The following is a 24,726-nucleotide window of genomic DNA, read 5'->3' as shown; positions in this document are numbered from 1 at the left end:
AAAATACCAATAGGTAAGATAGTTGGATAATTTAAGATAACCAATCACGATAAATTTTTTAAATAAAATCAGTATAATTTCCAGTCAGATGAATTTGTACTCATGCCAATATTTAAATACGACAAAAAATATAATCAGTGGACAGGTATTGATGGAAAAATGCAGTAACCAACAAAAAAGCAGGCAGAAAAGAAGTGATTCATGATGATGCAGAAAAATTATGGCACTGAACACCTGTTCGGATAACGCTCAATGCGATCAGATTAAGAACATTCAGGGCAATCAAAAAACCACAGAGCAAAAACCCCGTCACTCTGTTCTCTTTCACTGCCATACATAAATTTATTAACAAATCAACACCCATATTCCTAATTACTCCATTTATTGGATCAAACTCATTGTTCTAAATAATATTTATTAAATAATTTAGACATTTCATATTTTCACTTTTATTATATTTTGTTAGTGTTGTTTTACCTGTTAACAAAAAAAATAAATTACCCTATGTCGATACCTGATACACCTGTGCCCGATAGCTTAAGTTCTAACGCGCCGATAAATGACCACATGATAACAGGCAAAAGAGCCTCATTTATTGAGGGTGTTTTTGATAGTCTTCCCATTGTTATCGGCTATATTCCCATCTCTTTCGCTTTTGGTCTAAGTGCAGTCAAATTGGGTTTTTCTCCTCTCGAAGCAATATTTTTTTCGTGTGTCATCTATGCAGGTGCAAGTCAATTTGTCATCACTGCATTGCTCAGTGCCGGAACATCATTATGGGTTGCAGCCCTGACTGTTATGGCAATGGATATACGCCATATTCTGTATGGCCCTGCCTTACGCCATCGGCTCAATCAAAAGCTATCCAAGAAGAAAACCGTTATTTGGGCGTTCGGGTTAACCGATGAAATTTTCGCCGCAGCCACAACAAAATTAATAAAAGACCAGCGTAGCTGGAGCGAAAACTGGATGGTCGCCATTGCAATGTGTTCCTGGCTGTCATGGGTATTGGGTACAGTCGCTGGTGCACTTTTGGGCAATGGCTATCTGGAGTCGTACCCCGCTGTTGAAGCGGCAATGACTTTCATGTTACCGGCTCTGTTTTTAAGTTTCCTGCTTTCTTCCTTCAAAAAACAAAATAGTTACTGCGTTATTGTTGCTCTGACAGGTGCATTAACAGGTGTCATGCTTTTTTCCATTCCTGTCGCCATCTTGGCTGGAATTGTTGGTGGTTGCTTAGGCGCCCTTGTACAGGATCATACTGCGCAGGTAAGGAAAAAAGCATCTCATGATTGATCATAAAATACTCATAATCGGAATGGTTGTAGGGATAGCTAACTTCTTATTCCGCTACCTGCCGCTGTCCTTTGGCTCTAATCGTTATCCCGGAACAAAAGTGGGAAGTATAGGGGTCATATTGGACAGTATTGGTGTGGCATCAATTTGTTCGCTCCTCATCGTTGCAGGAATTCCTGACGTGATGCGGGCACATAATAAATTTATTCCTACGCTTTTAGGCTGTCTGGCTATTGGTTTATGCTTCTATAAGACACGTAGCATTATCATCTCTACACTGTCCGGAGCAGCCATTTTCGGCTTAACATTCAAAGTATTTATGAATTAGGTATCAATATTAAAAGAAATATGATGATAATAAATAACTATAATTGCTAAATTTAACTTTTAATATAGTATTTGTATGGTTTTTAACAGACGTTACTTTACCGGTTGAAACTAATAAGGTATCTAAACAATGGAAAGTTCATTCACTCCCACAGAAGAGTTGCTTAATTGCCGTGTTGCACAGCAAAAAGAGTTGAACAAAAGTTTGCCCTATCAAGAGATATTACTGACTCGCTTATCGATGCATGTCCAGAGTAAGATGCTGGAAAATAGAAATAACATGCTGAGAGCTCAAGGAATCAACGAAACCTTGTTTATGGCACTGATGATCCTGGATACCAAAGAAAGTCGCAGCATTCAGCCATCAGAACTTAGTGCAGCGTTGGGTTCTTCTCGTACAAACGCAACTCGAATTGCTGATGAATTAGAGAAGCAAGGCTGGATAGAAAGAAAGGAGAGTCACAACGACCGCCGTTGTCTCCATCTTCATCTGACAGAAAAAGGTACAATTTTTTTGAATAGTTTACTCCCGCCTCAGCATGAGTGCCTGATTAAACTTTGGTCTGCCCTTGATCTGGAGGAACAGAAACAATTAGAGAATTTGATGAGAAAATTATTGGCACAGTTGGATAATATTGGGGATTGTTTGAAAAAGTGATTGTTTTTACATGAAATGACTTTTCCCTGAATAGTACTGAGTCAGAAAAAATCACATTATGGCAATATGACCTAAAAAAACTTTTCCGCTAGCCAGTATCATTTGATACCTCATATGGCTAACAGTTATCCTCTGATGATAATCAAATCCATATAGTCTATCTTTTCCAGTAGTGTCATCTACACTACTGGAATTGAGTGATTTTTATGACATTCATGTCGCTCGTATAACAACATAAACAGAAAAATACGGAGATTCACTATGAGTTCTAGTGAGGAAAATCCAGTACCACCAACTTCAAGTCATCCTAAGAAAAATAAGGAAAGCAAAAAACGTTATCGCAGCAAGGCATTAATTTTAACTTGTTTATTCTTTCTCATCATCGGAGTAATTTACGCCATTTACTGGTATATCTTCTCGCGTCACTATCAGGAAACGGACAACGCCTATGTCACAGGCAATCAGATACAGATCATGCCTCAGATTGCTGGCAGTGTTACCACCGTCTATTTTGATAATACCGATTTTGTGAAAAGTGGTAGTGTTCTGGTTCAGCTCGATCCTAAAGATGCGGAACTGGCGTTGACAAAGGCACAGAATGCACTCGCCATTACGGTTCGGAACACTCAGCAACAGATAGTTGATAGTGAAAAATATCAGGCAATCATTGCACAGAAAAAAATTGCCCTCAGAAAAGCACAGCATGATTTTGACCGCAGAAAAATACTGGGTAACCGGGAAGCTATTGGTAAAGAAGAGCTGCAACATGCTTATGAAACTGTAGCGCTTGCTCAGGCGGATTTAAAAGTCGCGATTGAACAATACAATAGTAATCAGGCTGTTATTTTGCATACACCACTGGAAAAGCAGCCCGCAGTGGAAAAAGCCGCCTCTGATGTTCGTGATGCCTGGCTGAATTTACAGAGAACCAAAATTGTCAGCCCTGTAGATGGGTATGTTTCACGCCGCAATGTACAAGTAGGCTCTCGTATCAATACAGGTACGCCTTTAATGGCTATCGTACCGGCCACCGATATGTGGATTGAAGCTAACTTCAAAGAAACACAGCTTGCCGCGATGCGCATTGGGCAACCAGCAAAAATCATCACCGATTTTTACGGTGATAGTATCGTGTATACAGGAAAAGTTGTTGGGCTTGATATGGGAACAGGCAGTGCATTTTCTCTGCTACCCGCTCAAAACGCCAGTGGAAACTGGATCAAAGTTGTCCAGCGCCTGCCTGTCCGCATTGAGATTGACCCAAAAGATCTGATAAACCACCCTCTGCGTATCGGGCTGTCAACAAAAACCACCGTCGATACAGCAGACACCAACGGGACGGCCCTATCCACCACTAAACGTATTAATCCGGCCTATCACACAAATGCTCTGACGATAGACATGTCCCCTGCAAACAAAATAGTTACCGACATCATTAATAGTAACTTAAAGAATTAATTATAAGGCGGAGTCATGGTAACACAAGCACCATTTACAGGCACAAAACTAGCGTTACTGACCATTTCTCTCGCAATGGCTACTTTCATGCTGGTTCTGGATTCGACCATTGCCAATGTTGCCATACCAACAATTGCGGGGAATTTAGGGGCATCAAACTCCCAGGGAACATGGGTTATCACCTCCTTTGGTGTTGCAAACGCCATCTCCATTCCGATTACCGGCTGGCTGGCAAAACGCTTAGGGGAAGTCAGGCTGTTCATCTGGTCTACCGCACTTTTCACCCTTTCTTCATGGTTATGCGGGATCTCCAACAGCCTTGAGATGTTAATCGCCTTCCGCGTTATTCAGGGGTTAGTTGCGGGGCCGGTTCTTCCGCTATGCCAAAGTCTGTTATTGAATAACTACCCGCCTGCCAAACGGAATATGGCGCTGGCACTCTGGTCGGTTATGGTGGTGGTCGCTCCCATCTGCGGCCCTATTCTGGGCGGTTATATCAGTGATAATTATCACTGGGGCTGGATTTTCTTTATTAACGTCCCTCTTGGTATCGGGATTATTTTTGTCACCATGAAGCTCCTGCGGGGCCGGGAAACCCAAACTGAAATTAAACCGATTGATACAGTAGGGTTAGTTTTACTCATTGCGGGCGTCGGCTGCTTACAAATCATGCTTGATCAGGGTAAGGAGCTGGATTGGTTCAACTCGACTGAAATTATTGTTCTGGCGACCATCGCCGTTATTTCATTATCACTATTGGTCATATGGGAATTAACCGACGATAACCCCATAATCGATCTTTCATTGTTCAAAGAGCGTAATTTTACTATCGGAACGCTGTCTATCAGCCTCGCCTTTATGCTGTACTTCGGCTGCATCGTTCTGCTGCCACAGCTACTACAGGAAGTGTTTGGCTATACCGCAACATGGGCCGGTTTTGCAGCGGCACCGGTGGGATTACTTCCCCTGTTACTGTCCCCTCTATTCGGTAAATATGGCCATAAAGTTGATATGCGTGTGCTCGTCACTTTCAGCTTCATTGTTTATACCATCTGTTTTTACTGGCGGGCATATACGTTCGAACCAGGAATGGATTTTGCCGCTGCGGCGTGGCCTCAATTTTTACAGGGTCTTGCGATGGCCTGCTTCTTCATGCCGCTGACAACCATTACTTTGTCAGGCTTAGGGCCTGAACGCATGGCGTCCGCTTCCAGTCTGTCAAACTTTACCCGCATACTATCAGGCTCAATAGGCACATCAATCACAACCACACTGTGGACACAGCGTGAATCGATGCACCATGCAAACTTTACCGAGCAAATTAACCCATATAATCCCAATTATCAGCAGATTCATCAGCAACTCTCGCAATTGGGAATGAATGATCAACAAATTGCAGCCTATCTGGCAAAAGAGATCACTCATCAGGGATTAATCATTTCAGCGAATGAGATTTTTTGGATTTCAGCCGTTATCTTCCTGATTCTGATGTTACTGGTCTGGGCAGCAAAACCACCTTTTGGAGCGGAGACACACGGTGGCGGCGGAGCGCACTAAGCTGATTTTATGATGCTGGTGAAGTTCATATTTTCGGCAATAATTTTTCCGATAATCGCAGATGATTCTTTAAGCGGAGGAACCCGATATCATTCGGGTTCTTTAGTCAGTAACGCAGATACAACTTCAATAACTTTTTCTTTGTTCTGGTCGATAAAAAAATGACCGCCCGGAATAGATTGTACAGTTAAACCTTCGCTGGATAATTCTGACCAGGCATAAAGTTCAATCGGTTTAATGTCCGGGTCAGAATCTCCGCGTAAAGCCGTTATCGGGCTTTTCAGCAGGCACGGTTTTGCCTGATAAGTTTCAGCCATTTTAAAGTCAGCTCTTAAAAGCGGCAGCAAGAAATCCATAAGCTCGCTATGTTGCAGGACTTCATCTGTCGTGCCATTCATTTTCCGTAACTCGTGGATAAATTCATCGTGAGGCAAGTCATGAGTATCCGGGAAATGATGCCTCAAATGCGGGGCTGTACAGCCTGATGCAAAGAAATGTACAGGAGCCGGATAACCGCCGGATTGCAATTTGCAGGCAAGTTCAAATGCCATCCGACAGCCCAGACTGTGCCCGATGAACGCATACGGAACCTGAGTGATAAATGCCCTATAAGTCATTAACTCATTTATCAGCAAATACAAATTTTCATACGGCGCTTCATCAAGCCGGGTTGTTCGCCCCGGCGGTTGTACAGCAACAATTTCAATGTCATCCGTAAAATGTTCAGCCCAATCAAGATATGTCTTGGCCGATCCCCCGGCATAGGGAAAACAGAATATTCTCAGCCTCGGGCTATTAACCGGCTTCGGTATAATAAACAACTTATTACGTTCCAAATTACTCGCCAAACTATGCTCCTGTTTTTCCAAAATTACCCACTGATATGCGTATTACGATGGCGTAACTGTTCCTCAGCTAACGCAACCAAATTTGTCAGCGACGGGCGCTGGTAAAAGTCTCTGAGTTTCAGCTCAATAGTAAAATGGGTATTAATTTTTGCCAGCAGACGCACCGCCATCAGAGAGTCTCCTCCCAGCTCGAAGAAATTATCTTCCGGCGAAACAGCGCTGCAATTTAGCACCTCACTGAAATGGGAGCCGAGTTGTCTGGCAATATCGGAGCTAAATTCACATTCCGCATGCTCTTCTGCCACAGGAGAATTTTGATGCCCTAACGTCAATAAAGCCGCAGTATCAATTTTATTATTAATGGTATAAGGGATAGCCTCAATTACCTGCCATTGCGTCGGGATCATATAATCCGGCAATTGACCTTGCAGATGCTGTCTGACCCGTTCAATCAGTTGATGAGTATTGGCTGCAACACCTGAAGCCGCTACCAAATAACCACAAAGCCGCTCATAAGGCTGCTTCTCAACGACAACCACCGCTTTATCAATATCCGGTATTTGCTTAATCCACGATTCAATTTCTTCCGGCTCGATTCGATAGCCCCGGAGTTTGATCTGCTTATCTTTCCGTCCCAGACACAGCAGTGTGTTATCCGTAGTGAAACAACCCAAATCACCGGTTTTATACAACCGTTCTCCATTAACAGGAGAGAAAGTATCTTCAATAAACACAGCCGCCGTTAAATCGGGCCGTTGCCAGTATCCTTTGGCGACTCCCGCCCCACCAATGAATAATTCACCGACCACTCCGGCTGGTTGATGACAACCCCGTTCATTGAGGACATACATCCGTGTATTAGCAATGGGAGAGCCGATAGGCAACACACCTTGAGCCTTTTGAGGGGCTGCCTCAATGTTCAATTGCTCTACACAGCATCCCACAACGGTTTCTGTCGGGCCATATTCATTAAAGCACACACTTTCAGGGGCAATCGTGTTGAGATAATCCAGATGAGTGCGACTCATCTGCTCGCCACCGACAACAATGACTTTAACATCCAGCGATGTCTGCCCCAGACTGAGCGCCAGATGCTCCAGTTGTGAAGGTGTCGTTTTCATCAAACCCAATGGTTTATTCAGTTCCGATAAGCGCAACAATGGCCCATCCCGGCTATCCTGACTGACTTGCGAGGAGAACAGCATGACATGTCCTCGCGCCACTAATGGCAAGAGCAGACTGGTGATGGTGGCATCAAAGCCGAAGGAAGTTGTCACAGGAACACCCAGCCCCCCCAAGTCACGGGCGTTTGGTAGCTTATAGGTTTGTGCTGCCCAGTTGAGATAGTTATTCAGCCCTTTGCGATAAACTTCAACGCCTTTGGGTTTTCCTGTCGTGCCGGAGGTATAAATCATGTAGCAAAGGCAGTCAGTTCGGGTAATGCGCTCCCATTTAGGGGCTAACGAGCCAAAATTCCTGTTATTGTCTTTGCTCACGACTTCCCATTCACGCGTCAGCTCAATGACCGGAGTATTGAAGCGCGCCATCTCCGCGACCAACAAAGCATTTTTATCCTCTCCGACATTTCCCTCAAACACACTCTCTTCAATCACGATCGCATCAGGACAGGCATCCTCAATAATCAGCAACAGACGGTTAAGAGGTAAATGGCTATCGACCGGGATCCAGACAATACCTTCCGTCAGACAGGCAATAATCGTAGCCAGTGCCAAAGGGCTGGCATCAGAGAAAATCACAACTCTGGTCTGCTGTGCCGTTTCTGAAATGATATGCCGACGTAACTCATCAGCAATTTTCTGGCTCAGAGAGTATAGATTCTCATAACTCATTTTTTCGTAATGCGACCCAGCCAGATATTCAACGGCGGTTAACTCAGGTTCAGCATTCAATTGGCGGAAGAAATGCTGGCAAAAGTCATCCTGAAGCTGAATATCAGTCTGATTGAATGCCAGCACCTGGCGTTGATACTCATCCTCACTCAGCAAAGACTGAACCAATACCTCTTGATCGGCATTGAGGATCATCGCGATACATAATCGCTGATAGCTGTTGATTAATACGTCAGAATAGTCTGGCGCAACATGGGCATATTGGTATTCAAAACAGAGTTCCACAGTATCAATGTGATTAACCACAAACAGCGTTAATGGGAATTTTCCTCCGACCGGTGTTAATTCATGTTGATAAGCCCGCATTCCGGGTAATGTCCAGTCTGTCTGACCGACAAAATAGTTGTACATGACATTGAATAACGGAGCCTGCGGTATCTGCTGCGCATGGCTGACACTACGCACAATATGGCTGTAAGGCCATTGCTGATGTTGCATACCCGTGTAAAGCTGGCTGCTCAACTGAGCGGCAATTTCGGCAAAACTGATTTTCGGGTGGAAGATCACTTTAATTGGTAACACATTGATAAAGTAACCTATTGTTTTTTCCAGTCGTTCATCATCCCGCAAAGACGTGGGAACACCAAACACAATCGTTTGCTGCCCCGTTAATCGGTACAACAACGCGGCATAAACAGTAAAGTAAGCGAGTGCCGATGAAATACCCAGTCCAGAGGCACAATGATTGAAAGAGTCAGCCACATTCGGTTCCAGCAAACGCCGAACCATACCGCCCTGCTCATTCTTTACCGGTATAGGATTACCGACAGAGAATTCCAGTCTGCCATCGACTCCTGACAATTCCCTCAGCCAATAAGCTTCATCATCGTTCAGGTAGTCACCACGCAGTAATTCATCCTGCCAGGCTGCAAATTCCGCGTATTCGAGGATATCGGCTTCGGTATTGTTACTGAGCCGCGCTTCTTCTGCGTATGCAGTCGCAATATTATTGAGAATTAAAGCGACAGAATCGTTGTCACAAATCAGGTGATGCAGACAAAAATGCAGAATATGGTGCTGCTCGCCTAATTTGATCAACATAAAACGGGCCAGACCGGGCTGGCTCAAGGTAAATGGCGTTTCCAGATTGCGCTGACAATAAGCCAGTGCCCGTTGCAGTTGTGGCTGCTGATGATCATCTGAAGCATCATGTGGTTCCGACAGATCCACAACAGTAACCGGTAACTCAATCGCAGGATAAATATGCTGCACCAGCCCCTGTTCAGTTTCGACAAATGCCGTACGGAAAGCTTCACTGGTTTGGATCGTCTGAGCGATTGCGTCCAATAATCTTGCCTGATCCAACTCTCCCACCAGCTCGTAGGTGACTGGCACAATGTAGAGCTGTTTTTCGGTTAACTGTTCCGCCAGCCATAAATCTTGCTGACCGGCAGATGCCCATATTTCATCAACCTCAAAAGTACTGTCTGTCTCAAAAGTACTGTCTGTCTCCAAAAAACTGTCCACTTCAAAAACCCTGTCCATCTCAATATCCGTATGCATCGGGGCGTTCACCTTATTCATGCCTGTTTTTCTCCCTGCCATTGGGGTGCAAAATTGCCGCTAAGTTATGGTGCAACTGGCTGATAAGTGATTCTGCCTCACCATACAGCAAGCTCTGAGCACTGGATATTTCCAGATTTTTCTGTACTTGTTCGATGGCCTCATAATCTTCTTCTAACGCTTCCGCCAGATATTCCACATCTAACTGGCATACTTCCTTTATCTTTTCATCCCCGTTATGGATAAAGTTGAAGGTCTTCGAGCAGGTTTGGTTGGCTGAGACAGGGTGGTAAAAAGAGACAAAAACATGATAAGGCTGTACCCCGATAATGATGTTAGGAAACAGTAAATAAGTCGCAACCATTTCCCTGCGTATCTTATGAGGTGTCTGCTGACGCACCTTAGCCAGATTTTTCAGTGGAGTCAGAATACGACCGTGCTGAGCAAAAGAATCCAGCGAATGCAATTGACCATTCAGCGTGGGTGCCAGACTTTTCTGGTGTAACGACTGGACATGATAATATTCGATAAAGTTTTCGATCAGCAGCTTCCAGTTAGCCTGCACCATTCTTTCGCGGGAATTCAGCAATTGATGTTGTTCAAAACCGATAGCGGACATTTGATCTTCAATGGCAGCAAACCAATTATCCAGTGAAAAGTCAGGTTTCGGATCATTCGGTATTTGCCACAACATACTGAACCTTTGTTGAGCTCTGATTGAATGTAGTGAACAATATTGCTCAGGTATTTCGGGGAATGCTTCCCGCCAGCGAGCCGCAATCAAATGCCCCTGATGGCTGAATGACCAACTATGATAAGGGCAAACAAAGGCTTTTTTGCATCCTTCCGTGTGGCTTTCAATCCTCGCTCCCCGATGTGGACACACGTTTTCAAATACAGCACAGCGCTCATTGTCTACTTTGCTCACGATCATAGGAACGCGCCCTTGGTAATCAACCGTAATAAAATCACCAATATTTTCCAGTCCCTGAATGGGCGCTATAAACTGCGGGATCTTTTCCCACAGCCCTTTCTGTTCGTGATTAAAATACTCCTGACAGATGTAATGCTTAATCTGACTTTCATAGATCCCAACAGGTTGTGTTGCAATAAATGAATTACGCTGACTGTTCATATCGATAAAATAATCAGCATAAGGAGAAAATACGTTATTCAGAACGCCTTCACCACCGTCAAGTAACCTTGTTGTAGTATCACTCATCAAGCATCCCCTTCGACCAGAGTCATATCCGTGAATGTATAAGATTGGTTTATGTAAGATTGGGTTACGTAGGTATTGTAAAAATCGAAATAACGATAAACAAAATCCAGATTTGGCACCGCAATATCCACGCTTTGGCTAAGTTTGATAAAGGAAGCGAGCAGGGTATCTGCCTCTGTTTCTTTATCGTACAAAACATCCAGCACCAAAGAGGATTTAAAATCAGGAATGGACATCAGATAGCCCATTGACTGACGGCGGAAGTTTTCACTATCGCCAACATATCCGGCTTTCTCACCAATGGCGGTACATTCATCAATAATCGACTGGATCATGGTTCGGGAGCTACTATTGCGCATCGCCGTTTCCACGCCTGAACGGACCAATCCACACACGGAGGCCGCCGCATTCAGTGTATTTTTAGCAAAGGTTTTATGCTCTATATCAGTACAGCCTTCGAAGGGGATGCCTGCCCGATTGAGTAAATCCAACGCCGCTAGCATGTCCGCTTCTGTCCGTTCTCTGGCTCGTTCAGGAATGCCAAGATAGCTGGTTTTCAGAAACCTCAGTTTCAGTTTTTGCCTGCCATGCTGAGTCACAGAAAAATTGAGTACTCCACGAATAATCGTGACCCCCAATACTTCATCAATGAATGGACGTTCTGTGGCAAAACCATTCTGAAATAAGATAACCGGCCCGCGAAGGCTGCGTTTATGACGAGATAATTGCTGACAAATATGCGGATTGGAGACCGTTTTACTGCACACATACAGTTGATCGAACTCTTTAGCCAAGAATTCACTGTAGTCCGTGAGATGTTCATCAATAACAATACTGCCGAGATCCTGACTGGCTGACCGTGCCGATTTTGTCTCATCGAACAACTGTATCTGGCTGATGTACTGTTCTTGATGTCTTATACCGCGTGAAGATAATAAAAAGACCTGACACCCTTGTTGCTTACATTGATGGGCTAAGTAACACGCCACAGCCCCCGTTCCGATAATGCCTATTCTGAGCATATTATTCCCCCCCTATAGCGACTAATAATCTGCGTGTCGAGATAAGCAAGGGAGGTAATATCAGTAAGGTGATCCCGATAAAGTAAAAATCCATCGGGTTACCCTGCCCCCAAATCGCCCATCCACTCTTTTGAGCCAGTAAGAGATCCAATACAATTCCGGTGATGAGATAAATAATGAAACTGCTGAATGTCTTAACCAGATTACGCAGCGCGAAGACACGACCGTGATATATTTTCGGCACCGTGGTCTGCCACAACGTTTGCATTTTGATGATGCTTATCCGCATCGTGATAAAGCTGACCGCAATACAAATACCAGCGACATAAATATTCTTTATCTGCGTCAATACCACAAAACCTGCCGCGAACAAAAATTCCAGAGCCAACAGCGGCATACGCCTTAATATCGTGGGTCGCCATGCTGATATAAGGCTGACAATCACCATGGAGACGCCACCGATAGACATCATGTAACCCGCATCGGCAACAGAAAAGTAGTTGGTGAAATAAGGCACAATCGTGATTAACGTTCCCCCGACCAGAATGGCTTTAAAGAAGGTATACGCAATCATATAAGTCATTTCTGGTGATGCCCTGACCAACCGGACACACCCGATATCCGGAAAAATAGCTTTCCAGTTCAATTTAGAGAGCGTGCCATCATCATGCGGCAGAAACTGTACTGCGCTGACTCTGAACAATAATCCGGCAGCAAATGCACTGATCATGAAGGTCAGCAGATCAATAGACAGCACAATCCCCAGACCATAGTGTGAGAACAGAAACGCCCCGATAATCGGAGCAAGCATTTGTGGTAATGAATCACTGAGGCTGCCCAACGCATTCGCCCGATTCAGCGAACCAGCCGGAACCAGCCGGAACACCAGGGTGCTGTAACAATCAATCTGTAGCGCAGTCAACACACTGGTTAATGCGATATAGAGATAAACCACAATATTATTGAGATAACCAAAGTGATTGCAGATAAGCACAATCGCCAGCGCTAAACCCGCAATGCCTTCGGTCAGTAATAACACTTTACGTTTATCGTAGTGATCGATCACATACCCGACTAACGGCATCAGTAAAAAGGCCGGAAGCACTAATACCAGATACATGTTTGTGTAGGCAGTGACTGACATCTGCTTCTCCAGCAACCACAACCCGAACGCAAATTCGGTCAGTTCACTACCAAAAATCGATACGGCAATGCCAATCCATAACGGATAAAAACCATTGATCCCCTTCATTCAACCATTACCTTTTTTTTACGACTACGAGCCTGTAATACGGGTTTTACCTTTTGCTCAACCATCCCCATCTCCGCATGGCTATCTGGTAAGGATGCCTGAGAGTCGCTTGTAACCCTGCCCTGAGCCAAAGCCGATTCAATCCATTCGATCAGGTCAGCCAATGTTTCGCAGGCCATAAACTCCGGCAATCTCAGCGTCATGCCATACTCTTTTTGCAATGCAGACAAAATTTTAATCGCGATTAGCGAATCTCCCCCTAGCGCCACAAAACTTTCATTCATACTCAACCCATGTTGCCCAAGATGAGCCACCAGCAAACGACCCGCCGTGCTGTTAAGATCGACCGTTGATGAGGTTTTATCGGTACTGTCAGAACCATGCGGAGGTAATGCACTAACCTGCAACGAGCTGGGCTGTAAAGGGAATAGCTTTATCGAGACTTTGCCATTGGTCGTTTTAGGGAACTCAGCCAGATAAATAATGGCATGTGGCTGCATATAATGGGCAAAGTTTCGACGGATAAACTGGCGTATCCGCTCACTTAACGCTTTTTGTTCCGTTTTATCAGCCTGAGTCTGCACGTAGCAGAGTAATTTTGTTTCCGCCACCGGTATGCGTGGATCAATCACACTGTTTGTCGTCAGTACAACCTGTTCGACTTCTTCCCATTGGCCGATAATACTTTCCAACTGAGTCGGCTCAATCCGATAACCACGTACCTTAATTTGAAAATCGGTACGCCCGAGGAATGATAAGCATCCCTGTTCATCCATGCTGACCAAATCACCGGTTTTATACATAAGCGGAGTGGCATGGTTGCAGGCTTCACGCGGAATATACGGATCAGCCACATACTTGGCGGCGGTCAGAGCGCTATTAGCATAATAACCTTTGGAGACTAACGGACCGCCGATATACAGTTCACCCGGTTCGCCACGCGGCACTGGCTGCCCGGCTTCGTCCAGCACATAAAAACCGGTATTCGCCAGCGGCTTGCCGAGCGGTACTGTTTCACCAACCCATGTATCAGCAGTAATGACCGAATCTGTAGCCGTAATGGTCGTTTCGGTCTGAGCGTAGGCATTGGAGAAAATTCCCCCTTTCGGCACATGCTGCTGCCACTTCTTAAGCGTCTGGGGATCAACTTTTTCTGTCCCGACTAAAATGCGGCGTAAATGAGGTGGATAATCCATCGCAGGATCGTCCAGACTCTCTACCCATCCCTGCCAGTAAATAGACGGTAAATCAGCCAGCGTGATCTGTTGCTCAATCAGCAATTGATTAAAATCAGCAAAGGTATCCGGGGGTGTATCACCAAAAAAGACAACCCGACCGCCCGCACTCCAGACAGGGAACAGCTCTTCCAGAACAATATCCCAGAATAAATCGGTAAACTGGAGCATCCGATCTGCGGCGCTGATCGCCAGATACTCTTTCATCATCAGGCAGTGATGAGCGATGGCTCCATGAGAATTCATTACGCAATTCGCTTTTTGCGTACTGCCAGAAGTACAGGTTATGTAAGCAGTCTGCCCTGCCGGAATAACTTTTGCCGGATTTTGCAGTAACGCGGTATTTCCCTCATCCACACCACATTGACGCAACAGCGTTTCTTCATTATCAAAGTCGAAGCACTGAACATGAGAGAGAGAGTTAAAGATGTCATAATCGCCGTCGATAAGGGCAAATCGTGGCGTCAGCACTGAAAGCAGATGCTCAACCTGAGTTACAGGGAGTTTCTTATCGACAGGAACATATACGCCCCCCGCTTTCAATATAGCTAATAGAGAAACAGCCAAAGGGACGCCACGGCGAACACGGACAAAAACAGGCTCTTCCGGCTGTAATCCCTGATGTAACAAGTGATGAGCCAACGCATTTGCCTGACGGTTCAGTTCAGCAAAGGAAAGTTGTTTCTCCCCTTCCGGCAAGCCGGTATCCACTACTGCACATGCCTGTGGCTGATCGGCTGCACGCTGCTCAAACAGGGCATGGATCGGTGCCTGATAGAGAAACTCCTTCCTCAATGCCCCTATGGCAATAGAAGGTGTATCCATTGATTTCAGATAAGTGGCAATATCAGCCAAAGTCAGTGCATCCTGCTCCGGCGCATTCACCACGTAGCTCAATAACTGCCTCATTTTGCCGGACAATATTTTAATCTGTACCTTGCTGTAGGCTTGTACCGCATGCTCCCAGTTCAGATACAGGTTATTTTCGCTCTGGAACACATCCAAAGATAATTGACCAACCGTGTAGCGTTTAGGGTTATCCAGCAATAGCGACCAGCTACCACTGTCATTAAGGCTGAGTTTGCGCGGGCTGAAAGTGAAATCGTAATTGAGATAACGGGTGAGTATTTCCGGACGATTGCCCAGACTGGAATTTTGCATCACGATATCATCAGTGGTCACATCCTGATGGGAAAGGATCTCCAGCAACTGTTCACAGCTCAGGTCAAGATATTCGCTGAAAAGTTGCTGTTCGTTACAAATATTTACCCGAACGGGCAACATCTCTGTCGTTAACCCTATCAGGTTATCAAAGTTCTCAAAGTTACGCCCGGACACCGATGTGGACATAACGAACTGAGATTGTTTAAGCACCGATCCCAGAAAAATGGAGTAGATGCTATACATCAACATGTAAGGTGTCAGACGATGTTCGGTGGCGTAGTGCAAAATCTTTGCCGTTAATTCAGCCGGTAATTTCTCCAGATGGAAGCCACCTGTAGCAAGTGCATCCCCCTCTTCAGTGAGTACAGCAGGTACTGGTGCAGGTAAATTAGCCAAATCCTTCTGCCAGCCAGACAAATATTTATGCCAGAATGATTTCTGATGAATAAAATCTGCTGTCCTTTTGAATGCTGCCAACTGCCCCAGATAATCCTGATATTGCAAAGCGGGGGGTAAGTCACTAGCGCCATGATAAATATTGACTAACTCATCCATGAGGATATCTAAAGAGACACCATCAACAATAGTATGGTGGGCAACCAAAAGTAAAATATCCACCCTGTTATGACCCGATGCGTACTGCGCCAAAGAAGTCCCGCCCCATAATGGTCTGGACAAATCAATCTGCGCCACATGCACTCTGAACATCGGCCCGCGATCGAGGATAAATTCTTCATCTACACAGGCTTGTTGCCATTGAGACAATTTCTCTGGTGAATCAAGAGACTGCTGTTCAGTACGCATTGCAGCATGATAATCAAATTGCCCCGTTACCGTTTTAAACGTTTCAGGGCAAAATACCTGTTGTAGCTGCTGGTGGCGACTGAATAGATACTCAATGGTGCTGTTGAGACGACGGGGTTGCAATTCATCAATCACCACACACTGAATGAATTCATTGTAAGATTTGGAGGCTGCCGGATCATACCAGCTCTGCATCGCCAGATTTTTCTGCATTCTGGGTTCAGCCAGAACTGTTGTTTCCTGCATCTTCGCGGCGGTCGGTTTATCCAGCGGGCGAGCAGCAGATGCCTGAGAAGAAGACCGAGAAGAAACTGAAATCCCTTCAACCGCTTTTTCGAAGGCATTAAAACACTCCTCCAACACATTATCATCATGGGCGGTGGAGAGGAAACAGGTGCGCCCTTCCCACGTATAAACGCCATTCATTAATAAGTGATGGAAGAACAATTCATGATTTTTCTTCTGGCTGAATTTGAACAGTGAGCCGAAATTCGCAACTTCTATCCCGCTGTTTGCCGCCGTAAATAACCCATTAAGCCGTTTAACGAATCCTGTGGTTCTGTCGTTCAAATCGGCCTGTAACGATGGCCCTTGTGCTTTCATATGTAACAGCGTCGCTTCGGCGGCTGCCATTGCCAAAGGATGTTTACAAAACGTTCCTGCAAAGAAGGTGGTTTCATTAGGCGGGTATGACGCATCACCAAATTGCCAGAAACCACCATCAATATAGTCCATCACTGCGGCATTACCAGCCAGTACACCAACGGGCAGACCGCCACCGATGACTTTGCCATAAGTCACCAGATCGGCCTTGATCTGATAATAATGTTGGGCACCCTGAGCGTGATAACGGAACCCTGTGATGATTTCGTCAAATAGCAATACGATATTCTGTTGCGCGGTGATTTTACGTAACGTCTGAATAAAAGATGTCGGCCGTAAAGTGATATTACGTGACTGGACAGGCTCAACCATAACCATAGCGATTTCATGCCCGTGTGCCGCAATATAATCCAGACTTTGCTGTTCGCCATAATTAAGCACCACAATATCCTGCCCTAAATTGTCAGGAATACCGCTGGATTGAGGAAACTGCTCTCCTTGCTTCATACCGCCCATAAAGAGGATCTCGGTATAATGACCGTGATAGGCATTATTGAAGATGACAATTTTTTGTTTCCCGCTGGCAGTTCTCGCCACACGACAGGCCAGCATAATCGCCTCAGTGCCTGAATTGGTGAAAGCAACCCGCTCAACGCCGGTGATTTCAGTAATGAGATCGGCAACAACCATTCCAGATTCATCAACGGGGCCAAGGTGAAAACCGTGCTGGATGCGCTTTTGCAACGCCTGTTGGATAAAATCCGGATTATGCCCAAAAAAGTGGACGCCGAACCCCATCGCAATATCGGTAAAAACGTTACCGTCCAGATCGGTAAAGTGTGCCCCTTTTGCTGTTTTCCCCACAATCGGGTAACACAGCTCTTTGAGTTTGCTGTTGAACTGGATCGCATTGCGGTTATCACACAGAGCTGTGCGATATTTCTGAATCATGTTTTTTGAAGCGATAGTTTTCGCGCTGTATTGTTGAATAAACGCGGTTGTTTCGGCATCACACTGAACAGGTTCTGAAAGCTTACTCGGTTTGTAGGTAAATTTGGCTTTTTCACCTGATGAAACTGCTGGCATAGACGCTTCAGGCTGAGGTTGTTCAGAGTGGCTGATTTCGTTGGATTGACCGGATGCCGGAGTGCTGTTCTGCGGAATTTTACCTGATGATACAGACTCTGTAGATACCGGAGCCAATACTGACGCTGGCGGTGGATTCGCCGTTGCAAAGCCTGGGGTTCCTCCCCTGATATTCTGCAATACCGCTAACTGCTGCTGGAACAGTTGCTGCATAGCGTTTAACTGAGCCACCATAATGCCCTGTTTAGTATCAAACTCGTGTTTGGTTTCACGGGCAGTCACAACAGGCAGAACCGGAGGCAATAATGCTGAAGATGTGTGTGAAGCTGTTGCTGGTGCTCGCGGCTCAGGCTGCATAGTAACAGGTTGCATAGTAACAGGTTGCATAGTAACAGTTGCCTGTGGCTGTATCTGTGGTGGCGTTGGCACCTCCGGTACAGATAACGGCATCGTTAATTTATCACTCGTACCGTCAGCCACAGTCGGCTGAGCTTGCTGAGTGACGAAATTGGCAACCTTATTAATATTCGATAACCCTTTAAAAAATTTCCCGATCCCAATATCTACTCCATATTGGGATTTAATCGTGTTTTTAAATTTAATCAACGTGAGAGATTCAATACCCAGAGCCAGAAAGTCAGTATCGGTAGGCACATGCTCACTCGCTAATTCCGACTGTAACCAACTTTGCAGAGTGTGTTTAATGTCATTTGGCAGTTGCATCATTACGTTACTTTCCCTTCATCAGTTCTAATTGGGCTTGAAAAATGGTGTTCATACAGTCCATTTGCTGTTGCATGATGAAGAAATTCTCATGATCAATCAGATCACTATCTTCATATTTATCAGGCTGGTTCTGTTGTCTTAATCCGGTCACTAACGGTGCGGTGTATTCCGTAAACCAGCACGTTTCTGTCAGTAGTTTTCTGGCAGGTAATAAGGCGGGATTGAATGTGGGTGGTGAATACATTGTCAGCCATTCTCCCGGCGAACCGGATAAATGATCGCTGGCTAATACCGCCAATAAATCACAATAATTGAGTTGCTGACTGCTCTGCGAAGGGCAATAAGCAGAGACAAGATGGCGCGGTTGTTTCTCCGCCAGCCATATACTGAGCATACTTTTGGGGCCAATCTCAATGATCTTCAGCCCGTCCATTGCTATCAGGTTCTCCAGATTACGCCGGAAAAGGACGCGCCCTAACATGTGCTGCTGCCAATATTCTGCTGTAGAGAAACACTCCGTTTCCGGTTGCCCCGTCAGATTCGACAAAATCGGCACTTCTGCCACTTTAAGCGGAATATCAGCGAGGAATTCAGCAAATTCCTGAGCCGCCTTAACCATCATCGGAGAGTGGAATGCCCGGTTAGTCTTAATAAAGCGGGCATGGAAACCCTGTTGTTCCAGTTCTTGCCGGAAATCTTCAAGCACACAACGTGTACCACTGATGATGGTATTAGTTTCACTGTTTTCTGCTGCGATCGTCAGTTCAGTCTGCTGCTCAGTCTTTAGTCTGTTTTCAATCAGCATGCTCACTTGCTGCGCCGAACCATTCACCATCATCATCGCACCACGGGGATCGCTGGCTTCCATCAGTTGAGCGCGCTTGATGATGATTTTCAGCCCGTCTTTCAGGGAGAATACATTGGCGATACAGGCCGCTACATATTCCCCCAGGCTGTGACCAAGAAGCATATCTACACGCCCGATGGCGGGACGCAGACATTGATAGAGCGCATATTCGAAGGCAAACAAAATCACCTGAGCAAACTCGGTGCGGTTGATCGTCTGTTCATCTGTCGGCTCAGTTAAAAGTTGTCTGACCTCCACCTTGAGTTGCCCGTTTTCGTGGGCTATCTCCGAACACAATTGATCAAGATGATCAATCCAGCGGGCAAACTGCACATGATGACGATACAACTGAGCTGCCATCGCTACCGACTGAGTTCCCTGCCCGGCAAAAACTAAGGCCATCGTTGTGTTATCAGTTGAAATAGTCACTGGTGAGCCATTTTCACTGACGCGATAACCTATCTCTTCCCCTCTGGCTATTGCAGATAGCTGATCAATCAGTTGTTCAGCGCTACTTACCCCCAATGTACAGACAACCGGCAAGACGGTACGTTGAGCCAGTGCCTGACAAAAACTCCTGAGCACAAACTTCTTTTGTGTCACCTGTTGTTGCACATCTGCCAATAACTGACCGGCAATCGCTGTCAGATGGGCTTGATCACACCCGCTCAACACACAAGGTAATGTTTCGTTTTCTGGTTCTGTATCAGAACGCCTTGTTTCACTTTTACCTTTACTTTGGCTTTTGATCACCACATGCGCCCCTGTTCCTCCCATACCGAATGCACTGACAGCCAGACATGTTTTTTCAGGGGCGAGCGGTTGTGCAGTGACAGGGATCGCCAGTTGTCCTTCCACTAAAGTGATACGAGGGTTCAACTGGCTGAATGCAGCCACCGGTGGTGCCATTCTGTGTTTATCAACCAACAAAAGTTTGATCAGTCCGGCAATTCCTGCGGCAGCTTCGAGATGCCCGATATTGGCTTTGATCGCGCCTAAATAACAGGGAGTCTGTGCTTGTTGATCGTGAAAACAGGCATGGATACCCGCCATTTCGATCGGATCGCCCAGATGAGTACCAGTACCGTGAGTTTCAAAATAACCAATATCACTCGCCTTCACGCCGGCATTTGCCCAACACCGTTCCAACAACTGTTGCTGTGCCAGCGGATCAGGGGCTGTGATGCCATTACTGCGGCCACCATGATAAATTTCGGAAGCCAGCAGAGTTGCTTTGATATCGTTGTTATCACGAATGGCAAAATCGTGACGTTTGAGGATCACTACTCCGGCACCTTCGCCCAGAACGGTTCCGTTCGCTTTAGCATCAAAAGGACGACATACGCCATCATCAGACAGCACGCTTAATTGCTGCATTTCCCTGAAATGAGCCATATCCAGTTGCAGGTGTACACCTGCGACAATCGCGGTATCGCATTCACCCCGTTCGATACTCAAACGCGCCTGATGCAATGCCACCAGCGATGATGAACACAAAGTATCAACTGTTAACGAAGGCCCTCTTAAATCCAGAAAATACGATAAGCGATTTGCGCATACACTGTTCTGATTATTGATTGCGCTGCTCGGATATCCCTCTTTTCCCGTCTCCGAGAGATGCTCCTGTAACAGTTGTCGATAACCATTCTGGCTGATGCCGACAAATACACCTGTTCGGCTTTCTTTCAAATTATTCAGGCTCAGGTTAGCCTGCTCAATCGCCTCCCATGTCACCATCAACAATAATCTGTGCTGAGGGTCCATCAGCCGGGCATCTTTGGGGTTAATCTGGAAAAAACTGTGATTAAACTGGCGAATATCGTCGCAAAACGCTGCGTTTAACTGAACGCCATTAGTTTCAAACTCAGCTAATAGCGGCGCCATAAAGGGACGATCCTCCGGGCAACGGCTGAAAAAACTTTTTCCTGTCCGCAGGTTTTCCCACAGTTGATCGCAATCTTCTGCGCCCGGAAAACGCCCGGCATAGCCAATAATCGCCACATCAGCATTATCTTGTGCGGACGACAGTGATACTTTGGCTTGTACTGCTGATGCTTGTCTTGGCGATGTTTGTACGACCAGTCTCTGCCAGAGCTGATGAATTGACGAACCGGAGAATAGCGCGACTTCTGTGACAGTATGACCAAGAGCCTGACTTAAACCAGCAGCCAACTGAACGATAGTGACTGAGTTATAACCCAGATCCAGTAAAGAGCGTTGGGCATCATCTTCGGTCAGCTTCTGACCCCGAACTTGACCAATGATATGAACAAATGTTTGCCAGTTAATCTGCTGTAGTGGCGCTACATCTTCAGAAACAGCGGGGGAAGTAAGATGATTTTCCGTAATTTTCAGAAATGAATGACATGCCGGATTCAGATGGAAAGGTGTGTTGGTATCATATAAAGCGTCACGCACAGCCTGATAATTTTCGCGCACAGTACGCTGGGATACTTTAAATGATGGAGTAACTTCACCTTTGGCAGAGGACAGTGCAGTTTCAGTGACCGCCACTGCAATCAATTTCAGCGAACTATCTTCCACCTGATGGTTATGCTGCTGTACCACCTCTGCAATATGCTGCTGCAAGCGTGATGAACATTGACCTGATAAAGATTGACCTGATAAAGATTGCCCTGATGAAAATTGTCGTGTGCAATCCTCACCAAATCGCTGGCGACAAAGCTCAGGGTTAATAAATAATAAAGCAGTCACGTAAGGGCGTTGTTCAATATCAATAATGGCATGATTGATAATATCGGTCTTCTCAAGCAGACTTTGTTCAATAGCATCGCTGGATACCTTTTCGCCATTAGACAATTTTTTTACCGAATCCAATCGTCCCAGAAGCACAAGTTCACCGTTGACCATCCGGCCCAGATCGCCGGTTCTGAACCATCCCTGCTTAAAACAGCGATGGTTAGCGGCTTCATCTGCGTAATAGCCCAGCATCACATTCGGCCCTTTTGCCAGAATCTCCCCACTATCTTCATCAATACAGAGGGTGACATTGGGTAAAGGGCGGCCTACGCTATTGTGTTCTTCACAGTCTGCCCCTTTAAGCGTCAGGCATGGGCTGGTTTCCGTCAATCCCCAGCCCTCAGCTACGGAGATACCACAATGCTTAAAATAGTCTTCGATATCTGGAGGCAATTTGGAGGCAGCAGAGAAGATCTGCTGCAATGTCGGTGCCACGGCACGGTAAAAATCCTCTGAGTGCTTCATTTTGTTGGCAACCACGGTCAGTATCTTTGGCACACTAAAAAATCGTGTCGGTTTTAACTGACTCAGATTGGTACACATCCGGGCAATATCCATGCCCCGGCTGTTATCAATATGCAGCATTGCCTGATTAAAAATGGCCGTGTATTTTTCAAATAATCCGCCAAAACTGTGGTGCCAGGGCAGATAACTGAGAAAAGACTGCGGGCCATCGAAATGCCATAATGTCTGCAACGCCCGTTGCTGTGACAAGATATTGTTCTGACTGAGCAGCACCCCTTTCGGTTTGCCACTGGAACCCGAAGTAAACATCAAACAAAATGCCTGTTCTGACTGCACAGCCTGTAAATCAGCCGCAAGCGCCCTGAGCAGCGCCTCCCCGATAGCTTCATGGCTGACGGCTTTATCCGGGCTGATCAGGCCGGTTTCGCTGTCAATGCTGGCAAAGTCAGTGAAAATACCGGACTGTTCCAGTGTCATCACCTGCAACGAGGCATTCTGCACCAGCGCCTGCGCAAGTGATACCCTCTCAGTGATGACTAATGCGGGTTCTGCCAATGACAGGCAATAAGTCATCATCTCTTCAGAATAATTTGCATATACCGGAGCATAAATAGCACCTTTAAGCTGGCAGGCGAATTCAATAGCCAGTAATTCCCAGCGATTATGCGAAATTGCCACTACCCGCTGACCACGGGTAACATTCACTTCATGCAGATAACGATAAAAGCGGGCAATACTACACAATAATTGGCGCCAGCTTAGCTGACGCCCGGATTGCAAATCGTTAAAGCGTATTGCGTCAACATCGCTGAGTGCCTTTTTCAGTAATGCCAGAATAAGTACATTTTCAGTATCCAGCCCCTGAAGACAGACGCTCCATTGCCCGACAAAACGATCGGCTTCTGCATTTTGATTTTGTTTACACATACTTTTAAGCCAAATAAAAAAGATCACTCACATACATCACGATTTCAGGCAGCAAAAATTCACCTTTTTACTTAAATTTAAAGTGAAAATTTAAGGCAGTACGTTGATGCGGCCGGGTAACGACAAGTGTTTAAAATCCCGTAATCTTGTTAAAATCTGGACGCGTTTCAACCAGCGATCAGTGCCGTCATATCTGGGTTGGTACGCTTTTCGGCCATGAGCACAGCGGTAATTATCAATAAAAGCAATTTCACCGGGGCTTAAAATCAGATCAAATACTGATGATTCAGCTAATGCTTCCAATTCAGCCACTGCTTCAAGTTCTTCGCTATTCAATGCAGCTTTATCCATATACAGAGGGTCATAGCGCATATGAATATGATCGCCGCTTCCCGTCAGGATTGGGCAGACAGTGTAATCCTCATTCCGTTCTTCTTTTGACAGACAAGGGCGGTCATTAAAAATACGGAATTTGTTTTTCTTGAGGATAGTGATGGTTTTTTCACTGAGTTTTGAAAAATCGGGGATCGACACACTAGTCGGGATTCGGTAAATATTGCGGATACACATAAAACCGAGGTAATCCGCACGGTAGTCCAGCGAGGTATCCTCAGTATGCAGTAACAGATCCACGGAGCCGGTTCCTAATTGCTTTCCGGCATCTTTCTGGATTGGGAAAATCTCCTGCACCAGTTTTCCGTCCTGTAAATCAGAAAAACCGACTACATCACCACATAAGCTGGACATCAAACAACAGTAGTAATCATAATTACTGCTCGTATTGTAAACATCCTTCCAGTGGTTCGGCGTTGCTCCCATCTCCTCAGACAGATCGGGGTATCCCTTTATGATCACTAACGGGTAACTTTGATGGCGGAATTTTTTGACTTCAATACGTAACCGGGTGGGTAATGACTCCACCCACTCCGGCAGACTGCTAACAAACGCTTGATCATCAGTGGAGTGATAACGCTTCTGCAAGCCGCCGATCAGCGCCTGAATCTCATCAACTTCTGAGCCTGACAATTCAATGGTGTATATCGCTTGATTCATTCT

13 protein-coding genes are annotated in these 24,726 nt (G+C 45.7%); 5 read left to right on the top strand and 8 right to left on the bottom strand.

Annotated elements, in window-relative coordinates; genetic code table 11:
• Positions 1-567: 567 nt before the first annotated feature.
• The 5 genes from Xinn_RS03815 to emrB all read left to right on the top strand — a co-directional run bounded on the left by Xinn_RS03815 (position 568) and on the right by emrB (position 5,296).
• Complete coding sequence (locus Xinn_RS03815) at positions 568-1,296, top strand: AzlC family ABC transporter permease (RefSeq protein WP_211285998.1); 729 nt, start codon at positions 568-570, stop codon at positions 1,294-1,296.
• Positions 1,289-1,624 (top strand): L-valine transporter subunit YgaH, encoded by a 336-nt coding sequence (gene ygaH, locus Xinn_RS03810; protein WP_086953841.1) that lies wholly within the window; start codon positions 1,289-1,291, stop codon positions 1,622-1,624. Before Xinn_RS03815 ends, ygaH begins: the two co-directional genes overlap by 8 nt.
• A gap of 129 nt (positions 1,625-1,753) precedes the next feature.
• Entirely contained in the window at positions 1,754-2,281 is a 528-nt protein-coding gene (mprA, locus tag Xinn_RS03805) for a transcriptional repressor MprA (protein ID WP_086953843.1), read from the top strand.
• Between the two features lie 261 nt (positions 2,282-2,542).
• Positions 2,543-3,739, top strand: a complete 1,197-nt coding sequence (gene emrA / locus Xinn_RS03800) for a multidrug efflux MFS transporter periplasmic adaptor subunit EmrA (RefSeq protein WP_086953845.1) — start codon at positions 2,543-2,545, stop codon at positions 3,737-3,739.
• Between the two features lie 15 nt (positions 3,740-3,754).
• Positions 3,755-5,296 (top strand): multidrug efflux MFS transporter permease subunit EmrB, encoded by a 1,542-nt coding sequence (gene emrB / locus Xinn_RS03795; RefSeq protein WP_086953846.1) that lies wholly within the window; start codon positions 3,755-3,757, stop codon positions 5,294-5,296.
• Positions 5,297-5,385: 89 nt separating this feature from the next.
• Here emrB and Xinn_RS03790 read toward each other — a convergent pair whose 3' ends face one another.
• The 8 genes from Xinn_RS03790 to Xinn_RS03755 form a co-directional block, all read right to left on the bottom strand.
• On the bottom strand, positions 5,386-6,144 hold the full coding sequence (locus Xinn_RS03790) for a thioesterase II family protein (protein ID WP_244590126.1): 759 nt from the start codon (positions 6,142-6,144) through the stop codon (positions 5,386-5,388).
• A gap of 23 nt (positions 6,145-6,167) precedes the next feature.
• On the bottom strand, positions 6,168-9,578 hold the full coding sequence (locus Xinn_RS03785) for a non-ribosomal peptide synthetase (RefSeq protein ID WP_244590125.1): 3,411 nt from the start codon (positions 9,576-9,578) through the stop codon (positions 6,168-6,170).
• Positions 9,571-10,779, bottom strand: a complete 1,209-nt coding sequence (locus Xinn_RS03780; protein WP_086953847.1) for an aromatic ring-hydroxylating oxygenase subunit alpha — start codon at positions 10,777-10,779, stop codon at positions 9,571-9,573. The genes Xinn_RS03785 and Xinn_RS03780 overlap by 8 nt, the downstream gene beginning before the upstream one ends.
• On the bottom strand, positions 10,779-11,801 hold the full coding sequence (locus Xinn_RS03775; protein ID WP_086953849.1) for a ketopantoate reductase family protein: 1,023 nt from the start codon (positions 11,799-11,801) through the stop codon (positions 10,779-10,781). The genes Xinn_RS03780 and Xinn_RS03775 overlap by 1 nt, the downstream gene beginning before the upstream one ends.
• A 1-nt stretch (position 11,802) precedes the next feature.
• Complete coding sequence (locus Xinn_RS03770) at positions 11,803-13,053, bottom strand: MFS transporter (protein ID WP_086953850.1); 1,251 nt, start codon at positions 13,051-13,053, stop codon at positions 11,803-11,805.
• The gene (locus tag Xinn_RS03765) at positions 13,050-18,671 is read right to left on the bottom strand and encodes an aminotransferase class III-fold pyridoxal phosphate-dependent enzyme (protein ID WP_086953852.1); all 5,622 of its coding nucleotides are present in this window, start codon (positions 18,669-18,671) and stop codon (positions 13,050-13,052) included. Before Xinn_RS03765 ends, Xinn_RS03770 begins: the two co-directional genes overlap by 4 nt.
• 4 nt (positions 18,672-18,675) lie before the next feature.
• Entirely contained in the window at positions 18,676-23,670 is a 4,995-nt protein-coding gene (locus tag Xinn_RS03760) for a type I polyketide synthase (RefSeq protein ID WP_086956467.1), read from the bottom strand.
• Positions 23,671-23,760: 90 nt separating this feature from the next.
• On the bottom strand, positions 23,761-24,723 hold the full coding sequence (locus tag Xinn_RS03755; protein WP_086953854.1) for a TauD/TfdA family dioxygenase: 963 nt from the start codon (positions 24,721-24,723) through the stop codon (positions 23,761-23,763).
• Positions 24,724-24,726 lie beyond the last annotated feature (3 nt).

The organism is Xenorhabdus innexi, assembly GCF_002632485.1.
GTDB classification, from domain to species: domain Bacteria; phylum Pseudomonadota; class Gammaproteobacteria; order Enterobacterales; family Enterobacteriaceae; genus Xenorhabdus; species Xenorhabdus innexi.
This window is presented reverse-complemented; position numbering and strand designations above follow the sequence as displayed.